The sequence below is a fragment of the Streptomyces brasiliensis genome (assembly GCF_014647875.1).
Classification (GTDB): domain Bacteria; phylum Actinomycetota; class Actinomycetes; order Streptomycetales; family Streptomycetaceae; genus Streptomyces; species Streptomyces brasiliensis.
Window position 1 is genome coordinate 203,318 of record NZ_BMQA01000010.1, and the last position, 19,725, is coordinate 223,042.

At 71.6% G+C, this 19,725-nt stretch carries 18 protein-coding genes; 6 read left to right on the forward strand and 12 right to left on the reverse strand.

Translation table 11 applies throughout. The features are described from left to right. Positions 1–59: 59 nt before the first annotated feature. Positions 60–1,997 carry an HAD-IIIC family phosphatase gene (locus IEZ19_RS18475; protein ID WP_229840458.1) on the reverse strand — a complete coding sequence of 646 codons (1,938 nt, stop codon included), beginning with the start codon at positions 1,995–1,997 and terminating at the stop codon, positions 60–62. Positions 1,998–2,190: 193 nt separating this feature from the next. On the opposite strand from IEZ19_RS18475, the gene IEZ19_RS18480 reads away from it, so the two are divergent. Continuing rightward, entirely contained in the window at positions 2,191–3,453 is a 1,263-nt protein-coding gene (locus IEZ19_RS18480) for an FAD-dependent oxidoreductase (protein WP_189312300.1), read from the forward strand. A 369-nt stretch (positions 3,454–3,822) separates the two neighbouring features. Here the strand turns inward: IEZ19_RS18480 and IEZ19_RS18485 are convergent, their stop codons facing one another. From IEZ19_RS18485 to IEZ19_RS18500, 4 genes are all read right to left on the reverse strand, one after another. Further along, positions 3,823–5,058 carry a cytochrome P450 gene (locus IEZ19_RS18485; RefSeq protein ID WP_189312301.1) on the reverse strand — a complete coding sequence of 412 codons (1,236 nt, stop codon included), beginning with the start codon at positions 5,056–5,058 and terminating at the stop codon, positions 3,823–3,825. A 127-nt stretch (positions 5,059–5,185) separates the two neighbouring features. Then, positions 5,186–5,599: a DUF4260 family protein gene (locus IEZ19_RS18490; RefSeq protein ID WP_229840460.1), complete on the reverse strand. Its 414-nt coding sequence runs from the start codon at positions 5,597–5,599 to the stop codon at positions 5,186–5,188. 157 nt (positions 5,600–5,756) lie between these two features. Continuing rightward, positions 5,757–6,530 (reverse strand): thioesterase II family protein, encoded by a 774-nt coding sequence (locus IEZ19_RS18495; RefSeq protein ID WP_189312303.1) that lies wholly within the window; start codon positions 6,528–6,530, stop codon positions 5,757–5,759. Between the two features lie 117 nt (positions 6,531–6,647). Then, positions 6,648–7,448, reverse strand: coding sequence for an AfsR/SARP family transcriptional regulator (locus IEZ19_RS18500; RefSeq protein ID WP_189312304.1), 801 nt, complete (start codon positions 7,446–7,448; stop codon positions 6,648–6,650). 214 nt (positions 7,449–7,662) lie between these two features. On the opposite strand from IEZ19_RS18500, the gene IEZ19_RS18505 reads away from it, so the two are divergent. Next, the gene (locus IEZ19_RS18505; RefSeq protein ID WP_189312305.1) at positions 7,663–7,932 is read left to right on the forward strand and encodes a DUF6059 family protein; all 270 of its coding nucleotides are present in this window, start codon (positions 7,663–7,665) and stop codon (positions 7,930–7,932) included. A 68-nt stretch (positions 7,933–8,000) separates the two neighbouring features. On the opposite strand, the gene IEZ19_RS18510 is transcribed toward IEZ19_RS18505, so the two are convergent. Next, positions 8,001–8,429 carry a DUF6299 family protein gene (locus tag IEZ19_RS18510; protein ID WP_189312306.1) on the reverse strand — a complete coding sequence of 143 codons (429 nt, stop codon included), beginning with the start codon at positions 8,427–8,429 and terminating at the stop codon, positions 8,001–8,003. Positions 8,430–8,676: 247 nt separating this feature from the next. Between IEZ19_RS18510 and IEZ19_RS18515 the strand changes: the two genes are divergently transcribed. Then, positions 8,677–8,865, forward strand: a complete 189-nt coding sequence (locus tag IEZ19_RS18515; RefSeq protein WP_189312307.1) for a DUF5999 family protein — start codon at positions 8,677–8,679, stop codon at positions 8,863–8,865. 13 nt (positions 8,866–8,878) lie between these two features. Here IEZ19_RS18515 and IEZ19_RS18520 read toward each other — a convergent pair whose 3' ends face one another. Together IEZ19_RS18520 and IEZ19_RS18525 are read right to left on the reverse strand one after the other, a co-directional pair. Continuing rightward, positions 8,879–9,277, reverse strand: a complete 399-nt coding sequence (locus tag IEZ19_RS18520; RefSeq protein ID WP_189312308.1) for a RidA family protein — start codon at positions 9,275–9,277, stop codon at positions 8,879–8,881. Continuing rightward, positions 9,274–10,635, reverse strand: a complete 1,362-nt coding sequence (locus IEZ19_RS18525) for an acyl-CoA dehydrogenase family protein (RefSeq protein ID WP_189312309.1) — start codon at positions 10,633–10,635, stop codon at positions 9,274–9,276. Before IEZ19_RS18525 ends, IEZ19_RS18520 begins: the two co-directional genes overlap by 4 nt. Before the next feature lie 132 nt (positions 10,636–10,767). On the opposite strand from IEZ19_RS18525, the gene IEZ19_RS18530 reads away from it, so the two are divergent. Together IEZ19_RS18530 and IEZ19_RS18535 are read left to right on the forward strand one after the other, a co-directional pair. After that, positions 10,768–12,360 (forward strand): AMP-binding protein, encoded by a 1,593-nt coding sequence (locus IEZ19_RS18530; RefSeq protein WP_189312310.1) that lies wholly within the window; start codon positions 10,768–10,770, stop codon positions 12,358–12,360. A 15-nt stretch (positions 12,361–12,375) separates the two neighbouring features. Beyond that, positions 12,376–13,188, forward strand: a complete 813-nt coding sequence (locus IEZ19_RS18535; protein WP_189312311.1) for a PaaX family transcriptional regulator — start codon at positions 12,376–12,378, stop codon at positions 13,186–13,188. Here the strand turns inward: IEZ19_RS18535 and IEZ19_RS18540 are convergent. Continuing rightward, entirely contained in the window at positions 13,173–15,551 is a 2,379-nt protein-coding gene (locus tag IEZ19_RS18540; RefSeq protein ID WP_189312312.1) for a bifunctional salicylyl-CoA 5-hydroxylase/oxidoreductase, read from the reverse strand. The two genes, IEZ19_RS18535 and IEZ19_RS18540, sit on opposite strands and share 16 nt — an antisense overlap. A 2-nt stretch (positions 15,552–15,553) precedes the next feature. Next, entirely contained in the window at positions 15,554–16,381 is an 828-nt protein-coding gene (locus tag IEZ19_RS18545; RefSeq protein WP_189312313.1) for an enoyl-CoA hydratase family protein, read from the reverse strand. A gap of 293 nt (positions 16,382–16,674) precedes the next feature. On the opposite strand from IEZ19_RS18545, the gene IEZ19_RS18550 reads away from it, so the two are divergent. Continuing rightward, a complete protein-coding gene (locus tag IEZ19_RS18550; protein WP_189312314.1) occupies positions 16,675–17,127 on the forward strand; it encodes an ATP-binding protein in 453 nt (150 codons plus the stop codon). Here IEZ19_RS18550 and IEZ19_RS18555 read toward each other — a convergent pair. After that, positions 17,087–18,526, reverse strand: coding sequence for an amino acid permease (locus IEZ19_RS18555; RefSeq protein WP_189312315.1), 1,440 nt, complete (start codon positions 18,524–18,526; stop codon positions 17,087–17,089). The genes IEZ19_RS18550 and IEZ19_RS18555 overlap by 41 nt on opposite strands. Before the next feature lie 188 nt (positions 18,527–18,714). Beyond that, a complete protein-coding gene (gene argF, locus IEZ19_RS18560) occupies positions 18,715–19,722 on the reverse strand; it encodes an ornithine carbamoyltransferase (RefSeq protein ID WP_189312316.1) in 1,008 nt (335 codons plus the stop codon). Positions 19,723–19,725 lie beyond the last annotated feature (3 nt).

Here is a 19,725-nt window from a genome sequence, read left to right on the forward strand (position 1 = left end):
GAGGAGACGCTTGTGCGTTCCATGCACACGGTGAGGTGCCGCTGAGGGTGGGGCGCAGGTCACCCGGCCTCGTTCCGGAAGCCCGCGTCGAGGGTCACGTGCCCGGGAACGTCGGGCAGTTCGGTGAGCGGGTGCCTGAACTCGACCGTGCCGTCGGCCGATTCGGCGGCCCGCTCGAAGCCGAGCGACGGGTAGAGGTCGCGCACCTTGTGGTTCTTGGCGGTGGGCCGGTAGCTCGCGCGCACCTCGGCCGCGCCCGAGTCCCTGGCGTGCTCCAGCAGCGAGGCGAGCGCGGCCTGCTCGATGCCGCGGGCGAAGACCCGGCAGCTGAGCAGCATGTTGTCGATGCGCAGGGCCCCGTCCTCGCGATGTGCGAAGAGGGCGCCGACGACCCCGTTGTCGCCGAAGCGGTCGCGGGAGCGCACGGCCAGCACCAAGTGGCCCGGTGAGTCGAGCCGTTCGCGGACGTCGGGTACCTGGAGCCGGCGGGTGGTGAGGTTGAACTGGTTGGTGCGCAGGGTGATCTGGGCGACCCGGGCCACCTCGTGGTCGCGTACCGGGGCGACCTGCACGGTCACGCCGAGGGCGCGCAGGTACTCCTCCATCGAGCCGGTGACCTGCTGGAGGTCCTGCCGCTTCGCCTCCTGGCGGTACTGCACGGCGCGGCCCCGGTCCTCGGTGGTCAGTTCCCGTACGTCGAACCAGCCGTCGGCGAGCAGCCGGTCGATGTGCAGGGCCGGTTCCTCGTCGAGCGCGACCAGGGCGATCTCGGGGAGCGAGGAGGCGACGAGGCCGCGTTCGAAGGGCGAGTCGTCGGCGAAGACGAGGCTGTCGGTCCCGAGGTTGAGCCGGTCGGCGATGGCGCGGATGGCGCCGTCCTTGGGTTCCCAGTCGGCGCTGATCCGGACGAAGTCGTCCTCGCGCAGGGTCATGTCGGGGTGGGTGCGCAGCACGTCGAGGACCGGCTCGCGGTCGTTCTTGCTGCACACCGCGAGCAGTACGCCCTGGCTGCCGATCTGCTTGACCACCCGCTGGAACCGGCCGAACGCCTCACCGCGGTAGGTGGTGGCGGCGGCGATGCCGTCAGGGCCGTCGTCGCCGAGGATGCCGTCCCAGAGAGTGTTGTCCAGGTCCACGACGAGGACCTTTCTGGCCCGGCCGCGCAGCGTCCGCAGCAGATGGCCCGCCTGGCGGGCGTACCGGCCGAGCAGTTCCTCCCCCAGGTGCACCTTGGCGTAGGCGGCGAGCCGCGGGTCGCGGACCGGTCCGCCCTCGGCGATCAGCGGTTCCAGGTCGACGACGTGCAGCCGCGGGTGCGCGGCGGCGAGCCGCAGCATCCCGACGTTGAACTCCCGCCATATGATGGAGAGTTCGGTGCGCGAGCGGTGGTCCACCAGCTGCTGCGCGTGCTCGGGCAGCAGCGGCAGCGTGTTGAGTACGAGCGTTCCGGTGCCGTGTTCGTCGTAGCGGGCGGCGAGCGCGTCGAGGAGTTCGAGCTTGCCGGCGGCGGCCTTGGCGACGTCCTCCGTCCCCCAGGGCAGGGGCAGTTCGTCGAAGACGACCTGGGCGTCGAGGAGGCACAGGGCGAGTTCGGTGCCAGGGGTGTACAGATGGCTGCCGGGGTCCTGGAGGTCGCGCAGCCACGCGTCGTGGTCGCCGGCGCTCACGCGCAACGGGATGCCGTGGCGGGCTAGTTCCGCGGTGAGCGGTGCCGTCAGTGCGTCGAGCGTGCCGTGTCCCGTGACGGCGACGGTCGCGGGTACGGCACCGGGGTGCCGCGCCACGATGTCGTCGGGAGCGACCTTGGCGAGCAGCCGGCCCGCGCGGGACAGCTGGGTCGGCCCGTCGTCCTGCTGCGCGAGTTCGGCGAGCAGTCCGGGCACCGCCGGGTACTCGGCGGCGAGGCTCTTCTCGCCGTACAGCGCGCGCAGCCGGTCGAGGGGACCCGCGGGGCCGGTGGGCTCCGGGCCGGACGGCGTCGTCACTGCTGTGCTCACGGTCTGTTCGCCTCTCTGCCGGGGCGGGCGGGCTCTTCGGAGCTTGTGCCCCGGCCCTAAAGACGGGCTTGCGCCGGGGCGCTCACCCCGCTTCGCGGGTCGCCCGCAAGAGCTGCCTGGGCGCTCGCAAGAGCTGCTTTAGGCGGGCTGCCGACCATCGGCGGAGGATGACTCCTTCTGAAAGGCAGCGTTGATGACGACAACTGAGCTGACCGCAGAGGTGTGTGTGGTCGGAGGAGGCCCGGCGGGACTCACGCTGGCCGTGGAACTCGCCAAGCGTTCGGTCTCCGTCGTGGTGCTGGAGCAGAGCGGTCACTTCGACCGGTCGTTCCGGGGCGAGTCGGTCTCCCCCGACTCGGTGTGGCTGCTCGACAGGCTGGGCGTCCTCGGCCGCCTGAACGGCGCCTACCAGCAGATGCACAGAATGGAGATCGTCGACTCCGGCAGCACGGTGCTGCGGGCCGACTTCCGCCGCTTCCCGTACCCGCACCCCTACCCGGTGGAGTTGCCCCAGCCGGCGCTGCTCTCGGCCCTGGCGGGCCTCGGGCAGGACGAGCACCCGGAACACTTCGTCCTTGTACGCCGGGCGACGGCCACCCGCCTGCTGCGCGCGGCCGACGGCAGCGGTCCGGTCACGGGGGTGACGGCGCGCACCCCGGAGGGCGAGATCACGGTGCGGGCGGCGCTCACCGTGGCGGCGGACGGCCGGTTCAGCAAGGTCCGCGAGATGTCGGGCCTGCCGTACACGAAACTGCCGCTGGACCGTGACGTGGTGTGGCTGAAGCTGCCGTTCCCGCCCGAGTGGGACGACCGTACGTATCGCATCCGGATCCGCGGCGACCAGCACGGGCTGTTCATCCCGACCCACCCGAACAGCGTGCGCGTCGGCTTCAACATCCCCAAGGGCGGGCTGAAGGGGCTGCGCGCCCAGGGGCTGCCCGCGCTGTACGAGCGGCTCGACCTGCTCGCTCCCGAGCTGTCCGGGTCGGTGCGCAGCGAGATCCGCTCCTGGTCCGACACCTCGATGCTGGACATCTTCACCGCGCTGGTGCCGCGCTGGTCCATGCCGGGCCTGGTCCTGATCGGCGACGCGGCGCACACGCTGACGCCGATCCTGGGGCAGGGCGTCAACCACGCGATCATCGACGCGGTGACGCTGGCCCCGCTGGTCCGCGACGCACTCGGCGCGGGTGGGGACGAGTCGGCGCTGCTGCGGGCGTGCGAGGAGTTCCAGCGGGCCCGGGAGGAGGCGGTCGGCAAGTCGCGCGGTCTGCAGCTTCGGCAGGAGCGGCTGTTCGCCCTGCACGGCGCCGGCGGCATCTTCCGCCGCTCGCTGTACCGGGTGGTCGACCAGAGCCAGAAGCTGAAGGAGAAGGTGCTGGGAGGCGCGTACTTCCAGCTGCAGAAGCCGGGTCCGCACGTCGTGGAGGCGCAGTCCCCCGCCACCCGCGTGTGACCACCCTGTCCGTGGACTGGGTGAGGGCCGGCGGACGGCACAAGACCCCGGTCCGCATGGGAACCCACGTGCGGACCGGGGCCTTCGTGTGCACTTGCTGAAGCCGGCCGCCCTCCCTGCCCGTGCTCGGCCGCTGTCCGGAGCCGTACCGGACCCGGGCGTTCCACCACCGCCCCACCGGTGCACGGCCGTTCCACGACCCACCGCACGCCGGCGGGGCCCCGCCACGGGCCTCCCGCCCGGGCACCGCGCCCCCGGCGCCGGAACACGGCGGCCACGGACTGAGCCGGACGGAGTGATCGGCCCGGCCGGGCGTGCCGGTGCCCGGCCGTCAGCCGGTGACGGCCGGGCGGTGTTCCGGTGGGTTCGTCACCAGGTGACGGGCAGGCGGGTCAGGCCGTGCACCATCATGCCGGTCGTCAGCTCCAGGGACTCGACCTCCTCCGCGAGCCGCAGACCGGGGAAGCGGTCCAGCAGCGAGGTGAGGACGATCTGCAGCTCCGCCCGGGCCAGTGCGGCGCCCAGGCAGAAGTGCGGGCCGTGGCCGAACGCGACGTGGTGGACGGCCTCGGGCCGCGCGGGGTCGAACTCGTTCGCCTCCGCGCCGGGGAAGCGCGCCGGGTCCTGATTGGCGGAGCAGACCGCCGCCAGGACCGCACTGCCCTTGGGAATGACGGTGCCGCCGACCTCGACGTCCTCCAGGGTGATCCGCAGCGGGCCGCCGTCACCGATCGGGTTGACGCGCAGCAGCTCCTCGATGGCGTGGTCCATCATCTCGGGGTGCTCACGCAGCGCGGCCATGTGCTCCGGGTGACGCAGCAGGGTCAGCACCATCTTGCCGATCATGCTGACGGTGGTCTCGTGACCGGCGACGAGGATGGTCGCCGCCATGACGATCAGCTCGTACTCGTTGAGGCTGCCCTCTTCGTCATGGGCGGCGACGAGCGCCCCCATCAGGTCGTCCGTCGGCTCCTCCCGCTTGCGCCCCACCAGTGCCGCCAGGTACCCGATCATCTGCTGGCGCTGCGCGGCGGTCTCCTCCGCGGTGTGCGCGGTCAGTGAGACGAAGGCGTCCGACCACTCGCGGAACCGGTCTCGGTCCTCGAAGGGCACCCCGAGCAGTTCGCAGATCACCATCACCGGCAGCGGGAAGGCGAGCGCCGTGTTGAGGTCGACCGGCCCCTCGAGCTTCTCCATCTCGTCCAGCAGACCGTCGGTCAGCTCCTGGATCCGCGGACGCATGTTCTGCACCCGGCGGGCGGTGAACTCCCGGGACACGAGCCTGCGCAGCCGGGTGTGCTCGGGCGCGTCCGTGGTGAACAGGCTGCCCGGCACGGGCGGCGTGCTGGTGAGCTGAGGCGCGTCGGGGGCGATGGTGGCGGCCCGGCTGAACCTGGCGTCCGCGAGTACGGTGCGCACGTCGTCGTAGCGGGTCACCACGTACCCCTCGTCGCCGCTGGGCAGCCGGACGTGGGCGACGGGGCACTCGGCCCGCAACTCTTCGTAGACGGGCGGCACTTCGACGGCCGAAGGACGGTGGAACGGGTAGTTGAGTATCGGCTGGTCCGTCTCCGGTCCGCCCTGCGTCGTCTCCGTCGTTTCCATGCGTTTCCTCCGGCAACAGGTGCTCAGCGGTTACTTGTATGCGGTGGTCCGGTCTCCGGGGCGTGGCGAGAGGCGCTGCCGGGGACCCGACGAGCCTCGCAGCAACGGCTTGCGCGGGACCAAAGCGTCAGCGCTGCCGGCCGTCCGCCGTACGCAGGCCGAAGCCGAAGGCCCGGTCGGAGGCGATGTGCTGCAGCCAGGCCAGACCGAAGTTGAACAGGGGGACGGCGATGGCCGGCGAATCGGGGACCAGACAGCTGAGCATGACGAGGAGGGCGACGACGGGCCGGTGCAGGAGGTTGTAGAGGGGAACGGCCTGGGGAGAGAGCCGGCCGTGCTGGTGCGGGCCGGAGAGACCGACGAGGAACGACAGGTCGGGCACGACGATCCCGGCGACGACCGCGACGATCACCCATCCTCCGTACTTCGCCGCCTCGAACACCGCCCAGATCAGCAGGAGGGCCGACAACAGCCCCCAGGCGATCCGGACCTGCCGTGAGGCCGAGCTCCTGATGGCGCCCTTCGTGGCGTCGTGGGTCACGGAGCTGTTCCTTTCGCGATGGTTCTGTGAGCGCTCCGGGGCGCCGCCGTACGGGCGTGGTGATCCCCGCGAAGCGGGACCCCGGCATGGCATGTGAATGGCCGAAGCGTGAAATTCTCACGACCCGGCCGCGGTGCTCGCGGTGTGTGTCCGCCGGTTACACCGCGATCCGTTCCGTGGCGTACCGGCGGGTCAGGGAGGCGAGTTCGCGCAGGAAGGCGCCCTCGTCCGATCTGACGAAGAAGTGTCCGCCGGGCATCGTGCGCACGGCGTAGCCGGCTCCCGCGTGCCGCCGCCAGGAGAGCACCTCGTCGACACTGACGAGCCGGTCTCCCCGTCCGGCGAACAGGTGCAGCGGCACCCGCAGCGGCTCGGTGTGGACAGCGCCGCTGCCGAGGCACAGCCGGAGGTCGTCGCGGGCCACCGGGAGCAGCGCGGAGAGGAATTCGGGATGGTCGAGCAACGTCTGCGGGATGCCGCCGAGATCCATCAGACCGGCGACGAGTTCCTCGTCCCCGGCGTCCGGGTCGGCGATCGCCGGGGCCGGCAGGTGCGGGGCGCGGTAGGCGCTCAGCACGAGTGCCCGGGGCAGAGTCGCGCCGCGCTGCTGCCGGCGCCGGGCGAGCGAGTAGGCGATGAGCGCGCCCATGCTGTGGCCGTAGAAAATGTGCGGCTCGGACAGCTCCTCGTCGAGCTGCGCGTCCATGTCGTCGATGAGGGCGTCCAGATCGGTGAACCTGGGTTCGCTGAACCGTTCCTCGCGGCCGGGCAGTTGCACGGGCATCACCCGTACTCCGGCGTCCAGGGCGTCGAGGCCGCGCTGCCATCGCCTGTACGCCGAGGCTCCGCCGCCCGCGTACGGGAAGCAGAACAACCGTGTCGCAGGGGCCGGTTCGTGATCCGGGCGCTTCCGGGACAGGTATCGCGTCATGGTGGTCCGTCTCGGTTCCGTCCAGGGGGTGGGTGGGGGGATGCCCGGCTCCCGGGTGGGCTGCGCGAATCCCGCGGGGCGGACCCGGCGGGCGCGGCCCCACACTGCCCGGGACCGCTAAAAGGCCGCCAAACTCGGTGCCGTGAGGTCGAGTTGGGGGTCGGCCGCGAGGACCGCCCGGTGTAGTCGCTGGATGCGCAGGGAGGGCTCTATACCCAGCTCCTCCACGGTCGACGCGCGTAGCTTTCGGAAAATTTCGAGCGCCTGCCACGAGCGACCGCTTCGGTAGAGCGCGAGCATCAGCAGCGCGTGCAGACTTTCCTCGAGCGGGAAACGCTCGGTGAGCGCGAGGAGTTCGCCGATCACCTCGGCATGTCTGCCGAGCCGCAGATCGGCGGTGATCCGTCCCTCCAGCGCGGAGCGCCGTGTCTCCTCCAGCCGGAGCGACTCGACGCGCAGCGCCGGTCCGATCCGCACGTCGGCGAGGACCGGCCCGCGCCACAGGGCGAGCGCCTCGCCCAGCAGCTTCGACGCGGCCTCGTCGTCGCCGCCGGCCAGGGCCCGCAGCCCGCGGGCGGTGAGCCGCTCGAAGACTTCGGCGTCGATGGCGTACGTGGGCATGTTCAGCACGTACCCGGCGTAGCTGCGGCTCAGGACCTCCTTCGGCGCACACTCGTGCTCCGGTCCCAGAGCGAGGGCGATGGCCCGGCGCAACTGCTTGACATAGGTCTGCACCACACCCGCGGGCCCGCTGGGGGGACTCGCGTCCCACAGCTCCTCCGTCAGGGTCGTCACCTTCACGTCCCCGCCCGCGTTGACCGCCAACAACGCAAGCATCTGGCGCGGCTTGGCCGCGCTCGGCACCACGGAGGTGCCACAGATGTCCACCACGAGCGGCCCGAGAACTCCGATCTCCATGCCACTGCTCCTTCCGCCTGCCGGAACAGTGACACGTTGCCGCTTACAACGACACTTAGCCGATCATGATCTCGGCTAGGAATTTGGCTGAGCCGGAGCGTGAAATATTCACGCCGCGCCCGCTTTAAGCGACGCTTCAGGGCAAGTGGTGACCATGATGCCGACGGGCCGTCCTGCGACGGCCCCGGGACCAGCTCGTGCGAGGAGGGGCCGTATGAGGCTGAGGATCTGGCTCGGCAGGGCCGGCGCCGCCGCGATGAAGCACCTGCTCATCCAGCTCAACGGTCTCGGCGTCTTCTTCACCGGACCGCTGCCGGGTGTCCACTACGCCGACCTGGGCACCGACTCCGGCCTCGCTCGCCGGGAGGCTCCGCCGGGACCCCCGCCCGGACACCCGGAGCGGCGCTGCGCGACCCCGCCGAGCCGGGAGGAGCAGGAGCTGTGGGCGTCGCTCGGCATCGACACGGAACGAACCGGCAGCTGACGCACCGCCACGTCACGCACGACGGCCGCGCCTGCCCGGTGGGCGGCGCGGCCGTCGTGCGTGTCCGGTCAGTTCGCGACGAGCGTCACGTCCTGCTGTCGCGACGCGTGGAACACCGGCAGGGGCAGACCGCCCTCGGGGCGGAGTTCCATCACCGTGGCCTCGACATGGGCCGCACCGGGCGCGATCTTGTCCGACGCGACCGCGCCGGTGTTCTGCCAGGTGTGCTCGGCGCCGTCGCAGACCGCCCGGGTGCCGCCGACGCCGTGACTGACCGCGGAGTCGCCCTGGCTGACCGACGAGCTGACGAACACCGCGCCCGTACCGGCGCGGCAGCGGTAGGTGCCGGACAGGATGACGGTGCCGTCCGCGGAGATACGGCCCGTCGGGTCGGCCGTGACCGACTCGTACGGGTCGGCGGTCGCGGGGGTGACGGCCGCGGCGAGCAGCAGGGCCGCCATGGCGGCGACGGCGCCGAGGTGGGGGCGCACGGGCATGGTGGTTTCCTCCCGGAACATGGGGTGGGGGTTTCCCCTGGTAATTACCGGGCGCGTGGGACCTGGTCCATGATCGTCACTCCATCGGTGGCGGGTCATGACCGTCGTGGAACGGTCAGGAGCTCGTCCGTGTGCTGTCACACTTCGCCACGGGCCGTTCCGAGGAGCTCGTAAGCGGCGCATGGTCTATTGTGCCGGGCCGCGAAAGGGCTGCCGGCACCCATCAGATCCGACGCGGAGGTGCGCCATGTGTTTCCACGAGACCCCGAGCCACGACAGCGGCGCCCCGCACATCGTCGCCGCCCACCCCGAGCAGGGCTGGAACCTGCTGTGCGACGGCACTGTCCACTTCGACGGCACGGGCGAACTGCACCCCGACGGCAGCGTCGTCCAGCCGCACCGGGTCCCGGTCGAACGGCTGACGATCGCCGCGTGAAACGGCACCGGTCCTAGGGCAGGACCGCGAAGCCGTCCAGCTCCACCAGCGCGCGCTCGTCCCACAGTCGTACGACCTCCACGACCGCCATCGCCGGGTAGTTCCGGCCGGCCAAGTCACGCCAGACACAGCCGAGTTCGCGGGCGTGGGCGCGGTAGGCGGCGACGTCCGTGGTGTAGACGGTGACGCGGGCGAGGTCGGTGGCGGTGCCACCCGCAGCACGCAGGGCGGTGAGGAGGTTGGTGAGCGCCGTCTCGAACTGCTCGGCGAGAGTGTCACCGGTGACCTTGCCGTCGGTGTCGAGGGCGGTCTGCCCGGCCAGGAACACCACGCGCGAGCCGGTGGCGACGACGGCGTGCGAGAAGCCGGTGGCCGGGGAGAGGTCGGGCGGGTTGATGCGCTCGTTCGTCACGGGTGCTCCGGGTGGTCCTCGGTGGCGGGCGGGCCGGCGTACAACTCCTTGGCGATGATCCCGCGTTGGACCTCGCTCGCGCCCTCGTAGATCCGCGGGGCGCGCACCTCGCGGTAGAGGTGCTCGAGGAGGTGGCCGCGGCGCAGGGCCCGGGCGCCGTGCAGCTGGACGGCGCTGTCGACGACGTACTGCGCGGTCTCGGTGGCGAGCAGCTTCGCCATGGCGGCGCGCAGGGGGACGTCCGGGGCGGAGGTGTCGTACGCCGTCGCCGCCGCGTACACCATCAGGCGGGCCGCGTCGGTGCGCAGGGCCATCTCGGCGACCTGGTGGGCGACGGCCTGCAGGTCCTTCAGCTTGCCGCCGAACGCGTCCCGCCGGCGGGTGTGGGCGAGGGTGGCGTCGAGCGCGGCCTGGGCCATGCCGACGGCGAAGGCCCCGACGCTGGGCCGGAACAGGTTGAGCGTGCCCATGGCCACGCGGAAGCCGCGGTCCACCTCGCCGAGCACGTCGTCGCCGGTGACGGGTACGGCGTCGAAGGTGAGGCTGCCGATCGGGTGCGGGGAGAGCATCTCCAGCGCGGCGCCGGTGAGCCCGGGCCGGTCGGCGGGGACGAGAAAGGCGGTGACCCCGCGGGCACCGGCGCCGGATGTGGTGCGCGCGAAGACCGTGTAGAAGTCGGCCTCGGGGGCGTTGGAGATCCAGCACTTCTCCCCGGTGAGCAGCCAGCGCCGAGGGCCGTTCGGCCGGGCGTCGAGGGCTGTGCCGCCCTTCGCGGGGTCACCGGGGCCATCGCCGTGCTCCCGATCGGTACGCGCCGCGCCGCCGTCAGGGCGCCGGTCAGCTCTCCTCCCGCCGGCCGTCGCGCCCACGGTGCCGAACGCAGCGCCTCGCGCCGGATCCTCCCGTGCGGCAAGGGCGGCCGAGCCCTCGTCACCCGCGCCCGAGCCGTCGTCCGGCTCCGCGCGCAGCGTGAGCGCGGCCGCGTCCGAGCCCGCGCCCGGCTCGCTGAGGGCGAAGGCCGCGATCGCCGTGCCGTCGGCCACCGCGGGGAGCCAGCGGTCGCGTTGGGCCGGGCTGCCGTGGGCGTGGACAGGGTGCGCGCCCAGGCCCTGGAGGGCGAGCGCCGTCTCGGCCTCCGTGCAGGCGTGGGCGAGGGACTCCCGCATCAGGCAGAGGTCCAGGGCGCCGGAGGTGAACAGGCGGGTGAGCAGGCCGAGTCGGCCCAGCTCCGCCACGAGCGGGCGGTTGACGTGGCCGGGTTCGCCCTTCTCGGCGAGCGGACGCAGCCGTTCGGCCGCGAGGGCGCGCAGTTCGGCACACCAGGAGATTTGCTCGGGTTCGAGTGAGAATGCGGACACTGCCGGTCCTCCCTCCACGAGGGGCCGCCATGACCCCACCCGACGGTATCGCGCACTGTTGACTGTCGTCACCAACACGATACGCTCCTTGTGCGAGCCCACTACCGGCCGGCCAGGCAAGGGGGCGCCACCATGAATGTCTCGGCCCACGTCGACACCTTCGCGCGCGACCATCTGCCGCCGCCCGACGAGTGGCCCGAGCTCTGCTTCGACCTGCCGGAGCTGAGCTACCCCGACCGGCTGAACTGCGCCGCCGAACTCCTGGACCACGCCGACCCGGCGCGTCCGGTGTTCCACACGCCCACCGGCGAAACGTGGACGTACGGCGACCTGAGCGCCCGCGTCGACCGGCTCACCCACGTCCTCACCGGCGACCTCGGCGTGGTCCCCGGCAACCGCGTCCTGCTGCGCGGCCCGACGACGCCCTGGCTCGCGGCCTGCTGGCTGGCGGTGCTGAAGGCGGGCGCGGTCGCCGTCACCGTGCTGGCCCAGCAGCGCCCGCACGAACTGGCCACGATCTGCGAGATCGCCCGGGTGGGACACGCGCTGTGCGATGTCCGGGCGGTCGACGACCTGGCGAAGGCCGAGGTCCCCGGACTGCGGATCACGACGTACGGCGGTGACGCGCCGGACGACCTGCTGCGCCGCCCGGCGCCCACGACGCCGTACGCGGCTGTGGACACCGCGGCCGACGACGTCGCGCTGATCGCGTTCACCTCGGGGACCACAGGTCGCCCGAAAGGGTGCATGCACTTCCACCGGGACGTGCTCGCCATCGCGGACACGTTCTCGAAGCATGTGCTCAGACCCATGGCGGACGATGTGTTCGCGGGCAGCCCGCCGCTCGGTTTCACCTTCGGGCTCGGCGGGCTCGTGGTGTTCCCGATGCGCGTCGGCGCGAGCGCCCTGCTGCTCGAACAGGCCGGTCCCAGGCAGCTGTTGCCGGCGATCGCCCAGCACCGTGTGTCCGTGCTGTTCACCGCACCGACCGCCTACCGCGCGATGCTCGACGAACTGGACGAACACGACACCGGCTCGCTGAGGCGCTGTGTCTCCGCGGGCGAAAACCTGCCCGCGGCCACCTGGCGAGCCTGGCAGGAGCGCACCGGCGTGCGCATCATCAACGGCATCGGCGCCACCGAGCTGCTGCACATCTTCATCTCCGCCGCCGACGAGCACATCAGGCCGGGCACGACGGGCACACCCGTCCCGGGGTGGCACGCGCGCGTGCAGGACGAGCACGGTGAGCCGGTGCCCGACGGCCGGCCCGGACTGCTGGCCGTGCGCGGCCCGGTCGGCTGCCGCTATCTCGCCGACCCGCGGCAACGGGGGTACGTGCGCGGCGGCTGGAACGTCACCGGGGACACATACGTCCGCGAGAACGACGGCTACTTCCGGTACGTCGCCCGCGCCGACGACATGATCATCTCGGCCGGGTACAACATCGCAGGCCCCGAGGTCGAGGACGCGCTGCTGCGCCACCCGGACGTGGTCGAGGCGGCGGTGGTCGGCCGGCCCGACGAGGCACGCGGCCAGGTGGTGGTGGCGTACGCCGTCGTGAAGGAGGGCGCCGAGCGGGACGCCGACGCGCTGCGCGCCTTCGTCAGGTCCGAGCTGGCGCCGTACAAGTGCCCGCGCGAGATCGTCTTCCTGGACGCCCTGCCGCGCACGGCCACCGGCAAGCTCCAGCGCTTCCGGCTGCGCACCGGCGGAGATCAGCAGTGATCAAGAAGACCTAAGATGATCAACGTGTCCGAGCAGCACGCCCCCCGGTCCCTCATCGTCACGCTCTACGGCGCGTACGGCCGCCTCATGCCGGGCCCGGTGCCCGTCGCCGAGCTGATCCGGCTGTTGGCCGCCGCCGGTGTGGACGCACCCTCCGTACGGTCGTCGGTGTCCCGGCTGAAGAGACGCGGGCTGCTGCTGCCGGCGCGCACGGCGCAGGGCGCGGCCGGATACGAACTGTCTCCGGAGGCCAGGCAGTTGCTCGACGACGGCGACCGGCGCATCTACGCCGCCGCGCCGCCGGAGGACGAGGGCTGGGTGCTGGCCGTGTTCTCGGTGCCGGAGTCGGAGCGGCAGAAGCGGCACGTGCTGCGCTCCCGTCTCGCGGGGCTGGGCTTCGGCACGGCCGCGCCCGGCGTGTGGATCGCCCCGGCCCGGCTGCACGAGGAGACCCGGCACACCCTGTGCCGCCTCGGCCTCGACCCGTACGTGGACTTCTTCCGCGGCGAACACCTCGGCTTCGCGCCCACGGTGGAGGCGGTCGCCCGCTGGTGGGACCTGGCCGCGATCGCCAAGGCGCACGAGGCGTTCCTGGACGTGCACGCGCCCGTGCTGCACGCCTGGGAGCGGCGCACGGACACCCCGCCCGAGGAGGCGTATCACGACTATCTCCTCGCCCTCGACTCCTGGCGCCATCTTCCCTACACCGATCCCGGACTGCCCACCCGCCTGCTCCCGGCGAACTGGCCCGGCGCCCGCTCGGCCGAGGTGTTCCGGGCGCTGCACGAGCGACTGCGGGACGCCGGGGCGGCTTATGTGGGCGTCTGATCCAGCGTGAGCCGGGGTTTGGGCGCGTCGGTGCGTCCGGTCTGCGGGCGGCGGCTGCCCGCACGGTAGGGCGCGGGCCATCCGGCGCCCGGCCCCTCGTACCCCTGCTCGGCCGCGGCGTGCAGGGTCCAGTTCGGGTCGTACAGATGCGGGCGGGCCAGGGCGCACAGGTCCGTACGCCCGGCCAGGATCAGGGAGTTGACGTCGTCCCAGGAGGAGATCGCGCCGACGGCGATCACCGGGACCCGGATCTCGTGCCGGATGCGGTCGGCGAACGGCGTCTGGTACGACCGCCCGTACTCCGGCCGCTCCTCCGCCACCACCTGCCCGGTCGACACGTCGATCGCGTCGACGCCGTGCGCGGCGAAGGCGCGGGCGATCTCTACGGCGTCCTCGGCCGTGGTCCCGCCCTCCGCCCAGTCGGTGGCGGAGATCCGCACGGTCATCGGCTTCTCCTCCGGCCACACCCCGCGTACGGCGTCGAAGACCTCGAGCGGGAAGCGCAGCCGCCTCTCGAGCGAGCCGCCGTAGACGTCGGTGCGGTGGTTGGTGAGCGGGGACAGGAAGCCGGAGAGCAGATAGCCGTGCGCGCAGTGGAGTTCGAGCAGGTCGAAGCCGGCGCGGGCGGCGCGCCAGGCGGCGGACGTGAACTGTTCGCGGATGCCGGAGAGTTGGGCGCGGGACAGCTGGCGCGGGATCTGGCTGTCCGGCCGGTACGGCAGCGGGGAGGCAGCCACCAGTGGCCAGTTGCCGTCGGGCAGCGGCTCGTCGATGCCCTCCCACATCAGCTTGGTGGAGCCCTTGCGCCCGCTGTGGCCGAGCTGCACGCCGATCGCGGTGCCCGGCGCCTGCGCGTGCACGAACTCGGTGATCCGCTTCCACGACTCGGCCTGCCGGCCGGTGTAGAGGCCGGTGCAGCCGGGGGTGATCCGGCCCTCCGCGCTGACGCACACCATCTCGGTCATCACCAGCCCGGCGCCACCCAGCGCACGCGCGCCGAGGTGGACGAGGTGGAAGTCGCCGGGGACGCCGTCCGTCGCCGAGTACATGTCCATGGGCGAGACGACCACCCGGTTGCGCAGGGTGAGGCCGCGCAACCGGAACGGGGTGAACATCGGCGGGGTGCCGGGCGGGCAGCCGAACTCGCGCTCCACGGCGCCGGTGAAGCGGGCGTCGCGCAGCCGCAGGTTGTCGTGGGTGACGCGACGGCTGCGGGTGAGCAGGTTGAAGGCGAACTGGCGGGGCGGCTGGTCGAGATGGAACCCCAGGTTCTCGAACCACTCCAGACTGGCGCGGGCGGCGCGCTGGGTGGAGGCGACGACGGGTTTGCGCTCCTCCTCGTAGGCCGTCAACGCCTCGGCCAGGGACGGCTGTTCCTCCAGGCAAGCGGCCAGGGCGAGAGCGTCCTCGACGGCGAGCTTGGTGCCGGAGCCGATGGAGAAGTGGGCGGTGTGGGCAGCGTCGCCGAGAAGGACGACGTTGCCGTACGACCAGCGCTCGTTGACCACCGTGCGGAAGGTGGTCCAGGCGGACTTGTTGGAACGCAGCGGGCGTCCGCGGAGCGCGTCCGCGAAGATCTTCGCGCAGCGGTCGATGGATTCGTGGGTGTCGGGTTCGTCGAACCCCGCCGCCTGCCAGACCTCTTCACGCATCTCGATGATCACCGTGGAGGCGTCGGGTGCGTAGGGGTAGCCGTGCAGTTGCATCACGCCGTGCTCGGTCTCGGCGATCTCGAAACGGAACGCGTCGAAGGCGAAGTCGGCTGCCAGCCAGATGTAGCGGTTGCGGTGAGCCGTCACTCGGGGGCGGAAGAAGCGGGCGTATGCCTCACGGGTGCTGCTGTTGACTCCGTCTGCGGCGATGACGAGGTCGTATGTCTCGGAGAGCCAGGCGGGGTAGGGGGCTTCGGTGGTGAACCGGAGTTCGACGCCCAGGGTGTGGCAGCGGTTGTGGAGGATCTCCAGGAGGCGTTTTCTGCCGAGGGCGGCGAAGCCGTGTCCTCCGGAGGTGTGGCGGTTGTTGCGGTGGACGATGTCGATGTCGTCCCAGCGGACGAAGTCCCTTTGCATCGCTTCGTATACGACTGGGTCCGCGTGTTCGATGCCGCCCAGGGTTTCGTCGGAGAGGACCACTCCGAAGCCGAAGGTGTCGTCGGGGGCGTTGCGTTCCCAGACGGTGATTTCTCGTGTCGGGTCGAGTCGTTTCAGCAACGCCGCCGCGTACAGGCCGCCTGGGCCTCCGCCGATGATCGCCACGCGTAGGGGGTGGCTCGGGTTGTTCGGCGACTGCGGGTGCGGTGTGGCTGATCGCGCCCCGCGGCGGAGCCGCACATCGGCACTGCCCCGCGCCCCTGGGGCCGGCATGGTCACCGTCCCTGCCAAGTCGGCGTCCGCTTCTCCTTGAACGCCTGGTGGAACTCCGCGTAGTCCTCGCTGTTCATCAGCAGGGCCTGGGTCGACGCGTCCAGTTCCACCGCTGCCGACAGGGGCATGTCCAGTTCTGACGTGAGCAGGGCCTTCGTCTGGGCGTGGGCCAGGGCGGGGCCCTCGGCGAGGCGGCGGGCCAGGCGGTGTGCTGCCGCGTTCGCTCCGCCCTCGTCCGTGAGTTCGCTGATCAGGCCGATTCGTTCCGCCTCCGGGGCACGGACCTGGTCGCCCAGCATCAGGAGGCGGGTGGCGTGGCCCAGGCCCACCACTCGCGGCAGCAGGTATGCCGCGCCCATGTCGCCGCCCGACAGCCCCACGCGCGTGAAGAGAAAGGCGAAACGGACCGTGGGGTCCGCCACGCGGAAATCCGCGGCCAGGGCGAGGACCGCGCCGGCGCCCGCGGCCACGCCGTGCAGCGCCGCGATCACCGGGAACGGGCATTCGCGTACGGCCCGGACCACCTGGCCCGTCATGCGGTTGAAGTCGAGGAGCTGGGCCGTGTCCATGGCGAGGGTCGCGCCGATGATCTCGTCGACGTCGCCGCCGGAGCAGAAGCCTCGGCCCTCGCCGGCCAGGACCAGGGCGCGCACCGTCTTCTCCCGCGACAGCTCGGCGAGGAGATCGCGCAGGTCGGCGTAGGCGCCGAAGGTGAGCGCGTTGAGCTTCTCCGGGCGGGCGAGGGTGACCGTGGCGACGCCGTCGGTGATCTCGACGCGCAGGTGCTTCCAGTCGGCGGTGGGGGCGGCGGAGCCGGTGAAGGGACTCATGACGTGCGGCCTCCTCGGGCAGGCGGTGCCTCACGTAGCTCTACCCCTTGAAACTATCACTCATTTGTGACTGTCGTCACGACTTCGCGACAGCGTCGCGCGGCCGACCCGGCCCGGTGGCCGCCGTCACGGGTCGTCAACGACGCGGTAACAGCGGGCACGGTTACGGGAAACGGGGCGCCGGTGTGGGTATGCCGCCTGTCATCGGGCCGAAAGTCCCGAGCGGTGCCCGTCGAGGGACTGTGTGGCGGGCGCCGTACCATTCATAAGGTTGAAAGCAGGACAGCCTGCTCATGAACGGATCCGCCTTGTACGAACGCCCCGCCTCCCCCGCTTCCTGGCGCATCGCGCTGCCGCACACCGCCGCGGCGGTGCCGGTGGCCCGTGCCCTGGTCCGTTCGGCTCTGGCGGAGCACGAGCACGGGGCCGACCGCGACACCGCGGAGCTGCTCACCGCCGAGCTGGTCGCCAACGCGGTGGAGCACACCGGCGGCACCGGCCCGATAGAGCTGGTCGTCGAACTGCGCGCGAGCGGCTGCCAGGTCGAGGTGCACGATCCCGATCCGGCCCCGCCCGCCGACCTGACCCGTCCAGGCGTCGAGCCGCCCGACGTATGGCAGGAGAACGGGCGCGGTCTGCTGCTGATCCGCGCCCTCAGCTCCTCCTGCGGCCACCGCCCCACCGAGTCGGGCAAGGCGGTGTGGTTCAGACTGCCTGTCGTACCGCGTCAGTGGCGTCCGGCGTGACCTCGGCGGCGTCCTGCGCGAGCGTGGAGTGCCGGCGGCCGTAGCCCACGTACACCAGGGATCCGGCCACCAGGAACACCGCGAACTGGATCCAGGTGTTCCAGCCCGTCTCGTACATCAGGTAGAGGCAGAAGGCGACCCCGAGCAGCGGTCCGACCGGGTAGAGCGGCACCCGGAAGCTGCGGGCGAGGCCGGGCTCGCGGCGGCGCAGGGCGATCACCGCGATGTTGACGACGGCCATGACGGCGAGCGTGCCGATGGTGCTCAGGTTCACCACGGAGTCCAGCGAGGCGAAGGCCGCCGGGAGCGCGAAGACGACCGCGACGATCAGGGTGCCGGAGACCGGGGTGGCCGTGCGCGGCGAGACCTTCTCGAAGACGCGCGGCACCAGGCCGTCGCGGGACATCGACATCAGGATGCGGGTCTGGCCGTACATGACGGCGAGCACGACGGAGGCGATGGCGACGACCGCGCCGAAGGCGATGACCCCGCCGCCGATGGTCGAGCCGGTCACCTCGTTGACGACGTACGACAGCGCGGCGGGCCGGCCGCCGACCTGGTCGCCGCCGATGGCGCCGATCGCGGCGACAGCGACCGCGCAGTACAGCAGCGTGACCAGGCCCATGCAGACGAGGATCGCGATGGGGATGTCACGCCGCGGGTTCTTGGCCTCCTCGCCGGCGGTGGTGATCGCGTCGAAGCCGATGTACGAGAAGAACGCGGCCGTGGTGCCCGCGCCGATGCCGCCGAGGCCGGCCGGGGAGAACGGGGTGAGGTTGCCGTGCTTGAAGGCGCTGTAGCCGATGGCGCAGAAGGCGATCAGGATGGCGAGCTTGACGGCGGCCATGACGGTGGTGGCCCGGGCGCTCTCGCGCACGCCGCGCACCAGCAGCACGGAGGCCATGGCGATGACGATCACGGCCGGGAGGTTCACGAACCCGCCGTCGCCGGGGCCCGCGGACAGGGCGGTCGGCAGCTGGGTGCCGGTGAGGCTGTGCAGCAGTTCGTTGACGTACTGGCTCCAGCCGACGGCGACCGCCGAGATCGAGATGCCGTACTCGAGAAGCAGGCACCAGCCGACCAGGAAGGCGGTGGACTCGCCGAGGCCCGCGTACGCGAAGGAGTACGACGATCCGGAGACCGGGATCGCGCCGCCCAGCTCCGCGAAGGAGAGGGCGGTGAAGACGCAGGTGATCGCGGCGAGGACGAAGGAGACGACGACGGCCGGGCCCGCCTGGGCGACGGAGTCGGAGAGGCCGACGAAGATGCCGGTGCCGACGATCGCGCCGACGCCGAAGCAGATCAGCTGGAAGAGGCCCATCGTGCGCTTGAGCCCGTGGCCTTCGCGGTCGGCGCCGGACTCGGCCACCAGAAGGTGGGAGGACTTGATGCGGGGCATGCGGGTGGTGCTCGTTTCTGGTGGTGCGGGTGCGACGGGGGGTGCCCCCTGCTCGAGCGAGGCCGAGAGCTTGGGGGAAGTCGCTGCGTGGCCGGGAAGGGGTGGCCCCGGGCCGCGGGTCAGGACAAGGCCTGGTGAGGCCTGTCGGGCAAGGCTGTGCGAGGTGGTCGAGGGGGTGTGCGGCGAGGTCAGGCGAGGGTGGCGACCAGGATCGCCTTGATCGTGTGCATCCGGTTCTCCGCCTCGTCGAAGACGACGGAGCGCTCGGACTCGAAGACCTCGTCGGTGACCTCCAGCTCGGTCATCCCGTGCCGTTCGTGGATCTCGCGGCCGACGTCGGTGCCGAGGTCGTGGAAGGCCGGCAGGCAGTGCAGGAACTTGACATCCTCGTTGCCGGTGGCGCGCAGCACGTCCATGGTCACGGCGTACGGGCCGAGCAGCGCGATGCGCTCGTCCCAGACCTCCTTGGGCTCGCCCATCGACACCCACACGTCGGTGGCGACGAAGTCCGCGCCGCGCACGCCTTCCTTGACGTCGTCGGTGAGGCTGATCCGGGCGCCGGAGGCGGCGGCGAGCTGCTGGGCCACCTCGACGATCGTGCTGTCGGGCCACAGGACGCGGGGCGCGACGATACGGACGTCCATGCCGAGGAGGGCGCCGGTGACCAGGTAGGAGTTGCCCATGTTGTAGCGGGCGTCGCCCAGGTAGGCGAAGGCGATCTCGCGCAGCGGCTTGTCGCTGTGCTCGGTCATGGTGAGCACGTCGGCGAGCATCTGGGTGGGGTGCCACTCGTCGGTGAGTCCGTTGTAGACGGGGACTCCGGCGTAGGCGGCGAGTTCCTCGACGACGCCCTGGCCGTGGCCGCGGTACTCGATGGCGTCGAACATCCGGCCGAGCACCCGGGCGGTGTCCTTGACGGACTCCTTGTGCCCGATCTGTGAGCCGGCCGGGTCCAGGTAGGTGGTGTGGGCACCCTGGTCGGCGGCTGCGACCTCGAACGCGCAGCGGGTACGCGTCGAGGTCTTCTCGAAGACGAGCGCGACGTTCTTGCCCCGGAGGTACTGGGTCTCGGTCCCCGCCTTCTTGGCCGCCTTCAGCTCGGCGGCCAGCTCGACCAGACCGCGGAACTCCTCGTCGGTGAAGTCCAGCTCCTTGAGGAAGTGGCGGCCGGCGAGGGCGGTGGGGACTGTCGCCATGGG

Bases quoted from the DNA above. Each gene is read 5' to 3' on its own strand.
- IEZ19_RS18480 (WP_189312300.1), top strand. From the start codon at position 2,191: ATGACGACAACTGAGCTGACCGCAGAGGTGTGTGTGGTCGGAGGAGGC.
- IEZ19_RS18485 (WP_189312301.1), bottom strand. From the start codon at position 5,058: ATGGAAACGACGGAGACGACGCAGGGCGGACCGGAGACGGACCAGCCG.
- IEZ19_RS18495 (WP_189312303.1), bottom strand. From the start codon at position 6,530: ATGACGCGATACCTGTCCCGGAAGCGCCCGGATCACGAACCGGCCCCT.
- IEZ19_RS18500 (WP_189312304.1), bottom strand. From the start codon at position 7,448: ATGGAGATCGGAGTTCTCGGGCCGCTCGTGGTGGACATCTGTGGCACC.
- IEZ19_RS18505 (WP_189312305.1), top strand. From the start codon at position 7,663: ATGAGGCTGAGGATCTGGCTCGGCAGGGCCGGCGCCGCCGCGATGAAG.
- IEZ19_RS18510 (WP_189312306.1), bottom strand. From the start codon at position 8,429: ATGCCCGTGCGCCCCCACCTCGGCGCCGTCGCCGCCATGGCGGCCCTG.
- IEZ19_RS18515 (WP_189312307.1), top strand. From the start codon at position 8,677: ATGTGTTTCCACGAGACCCCGAGCCACGACAGCGGCGCCCCGCACATC.
- IEZ19_RS18530 (WP_189312310.1), top strand. From the start codon at position 10,768: ATGAATGTCTCGGCCCACGTCGACACCTTCGCGCGCGACCATCTGCCG.
- IEZ19_RS18535 (WP_189312311.1), top strand. From the start codon at position 12,376: ATGATCAACGTGTCCGAGCAGCACGCCCCCCGGTCCCTCATCGTCACG.
- IEZ19_RS18540 (WP_189312312.1), bottom strand. From the start codon at position 15,551: ATGCCGGCCCCAGGGGCGCGGGGCAGTGCCGATGTGCGGCTCCGCCGC.
- IEZ19_RS18545 (WP_189312313.1), bottom strand. From the start codon at position 16,381: ATGAGTCCCTTCACCGGCTCCGCCGCCCCCACCGCCGACTGGAAGCAC.
- IEZ19_RS18550 (WP_189312314.1), top strand. From the start codon at position 16,675: ATGAACGGATCCGCCTTGTACGAACGCCCCGCCTCCCCCGCTTCCTGG.
- IEZ19_RS18555 (WP_189312315.1), bottom strand. From the start codon at position 18,526: ATGCCCCGCATCAAGTCCTCCCACCTTCTGGTGGCCGAGTCCGGCGCC.
- argF (WP_189312316.1), bottom strand. From the start codon at position 19,722: ATGGCGACAGTCCCCACCGCCCTCGCCGGCCGCCACTTCCTCAAGGAG.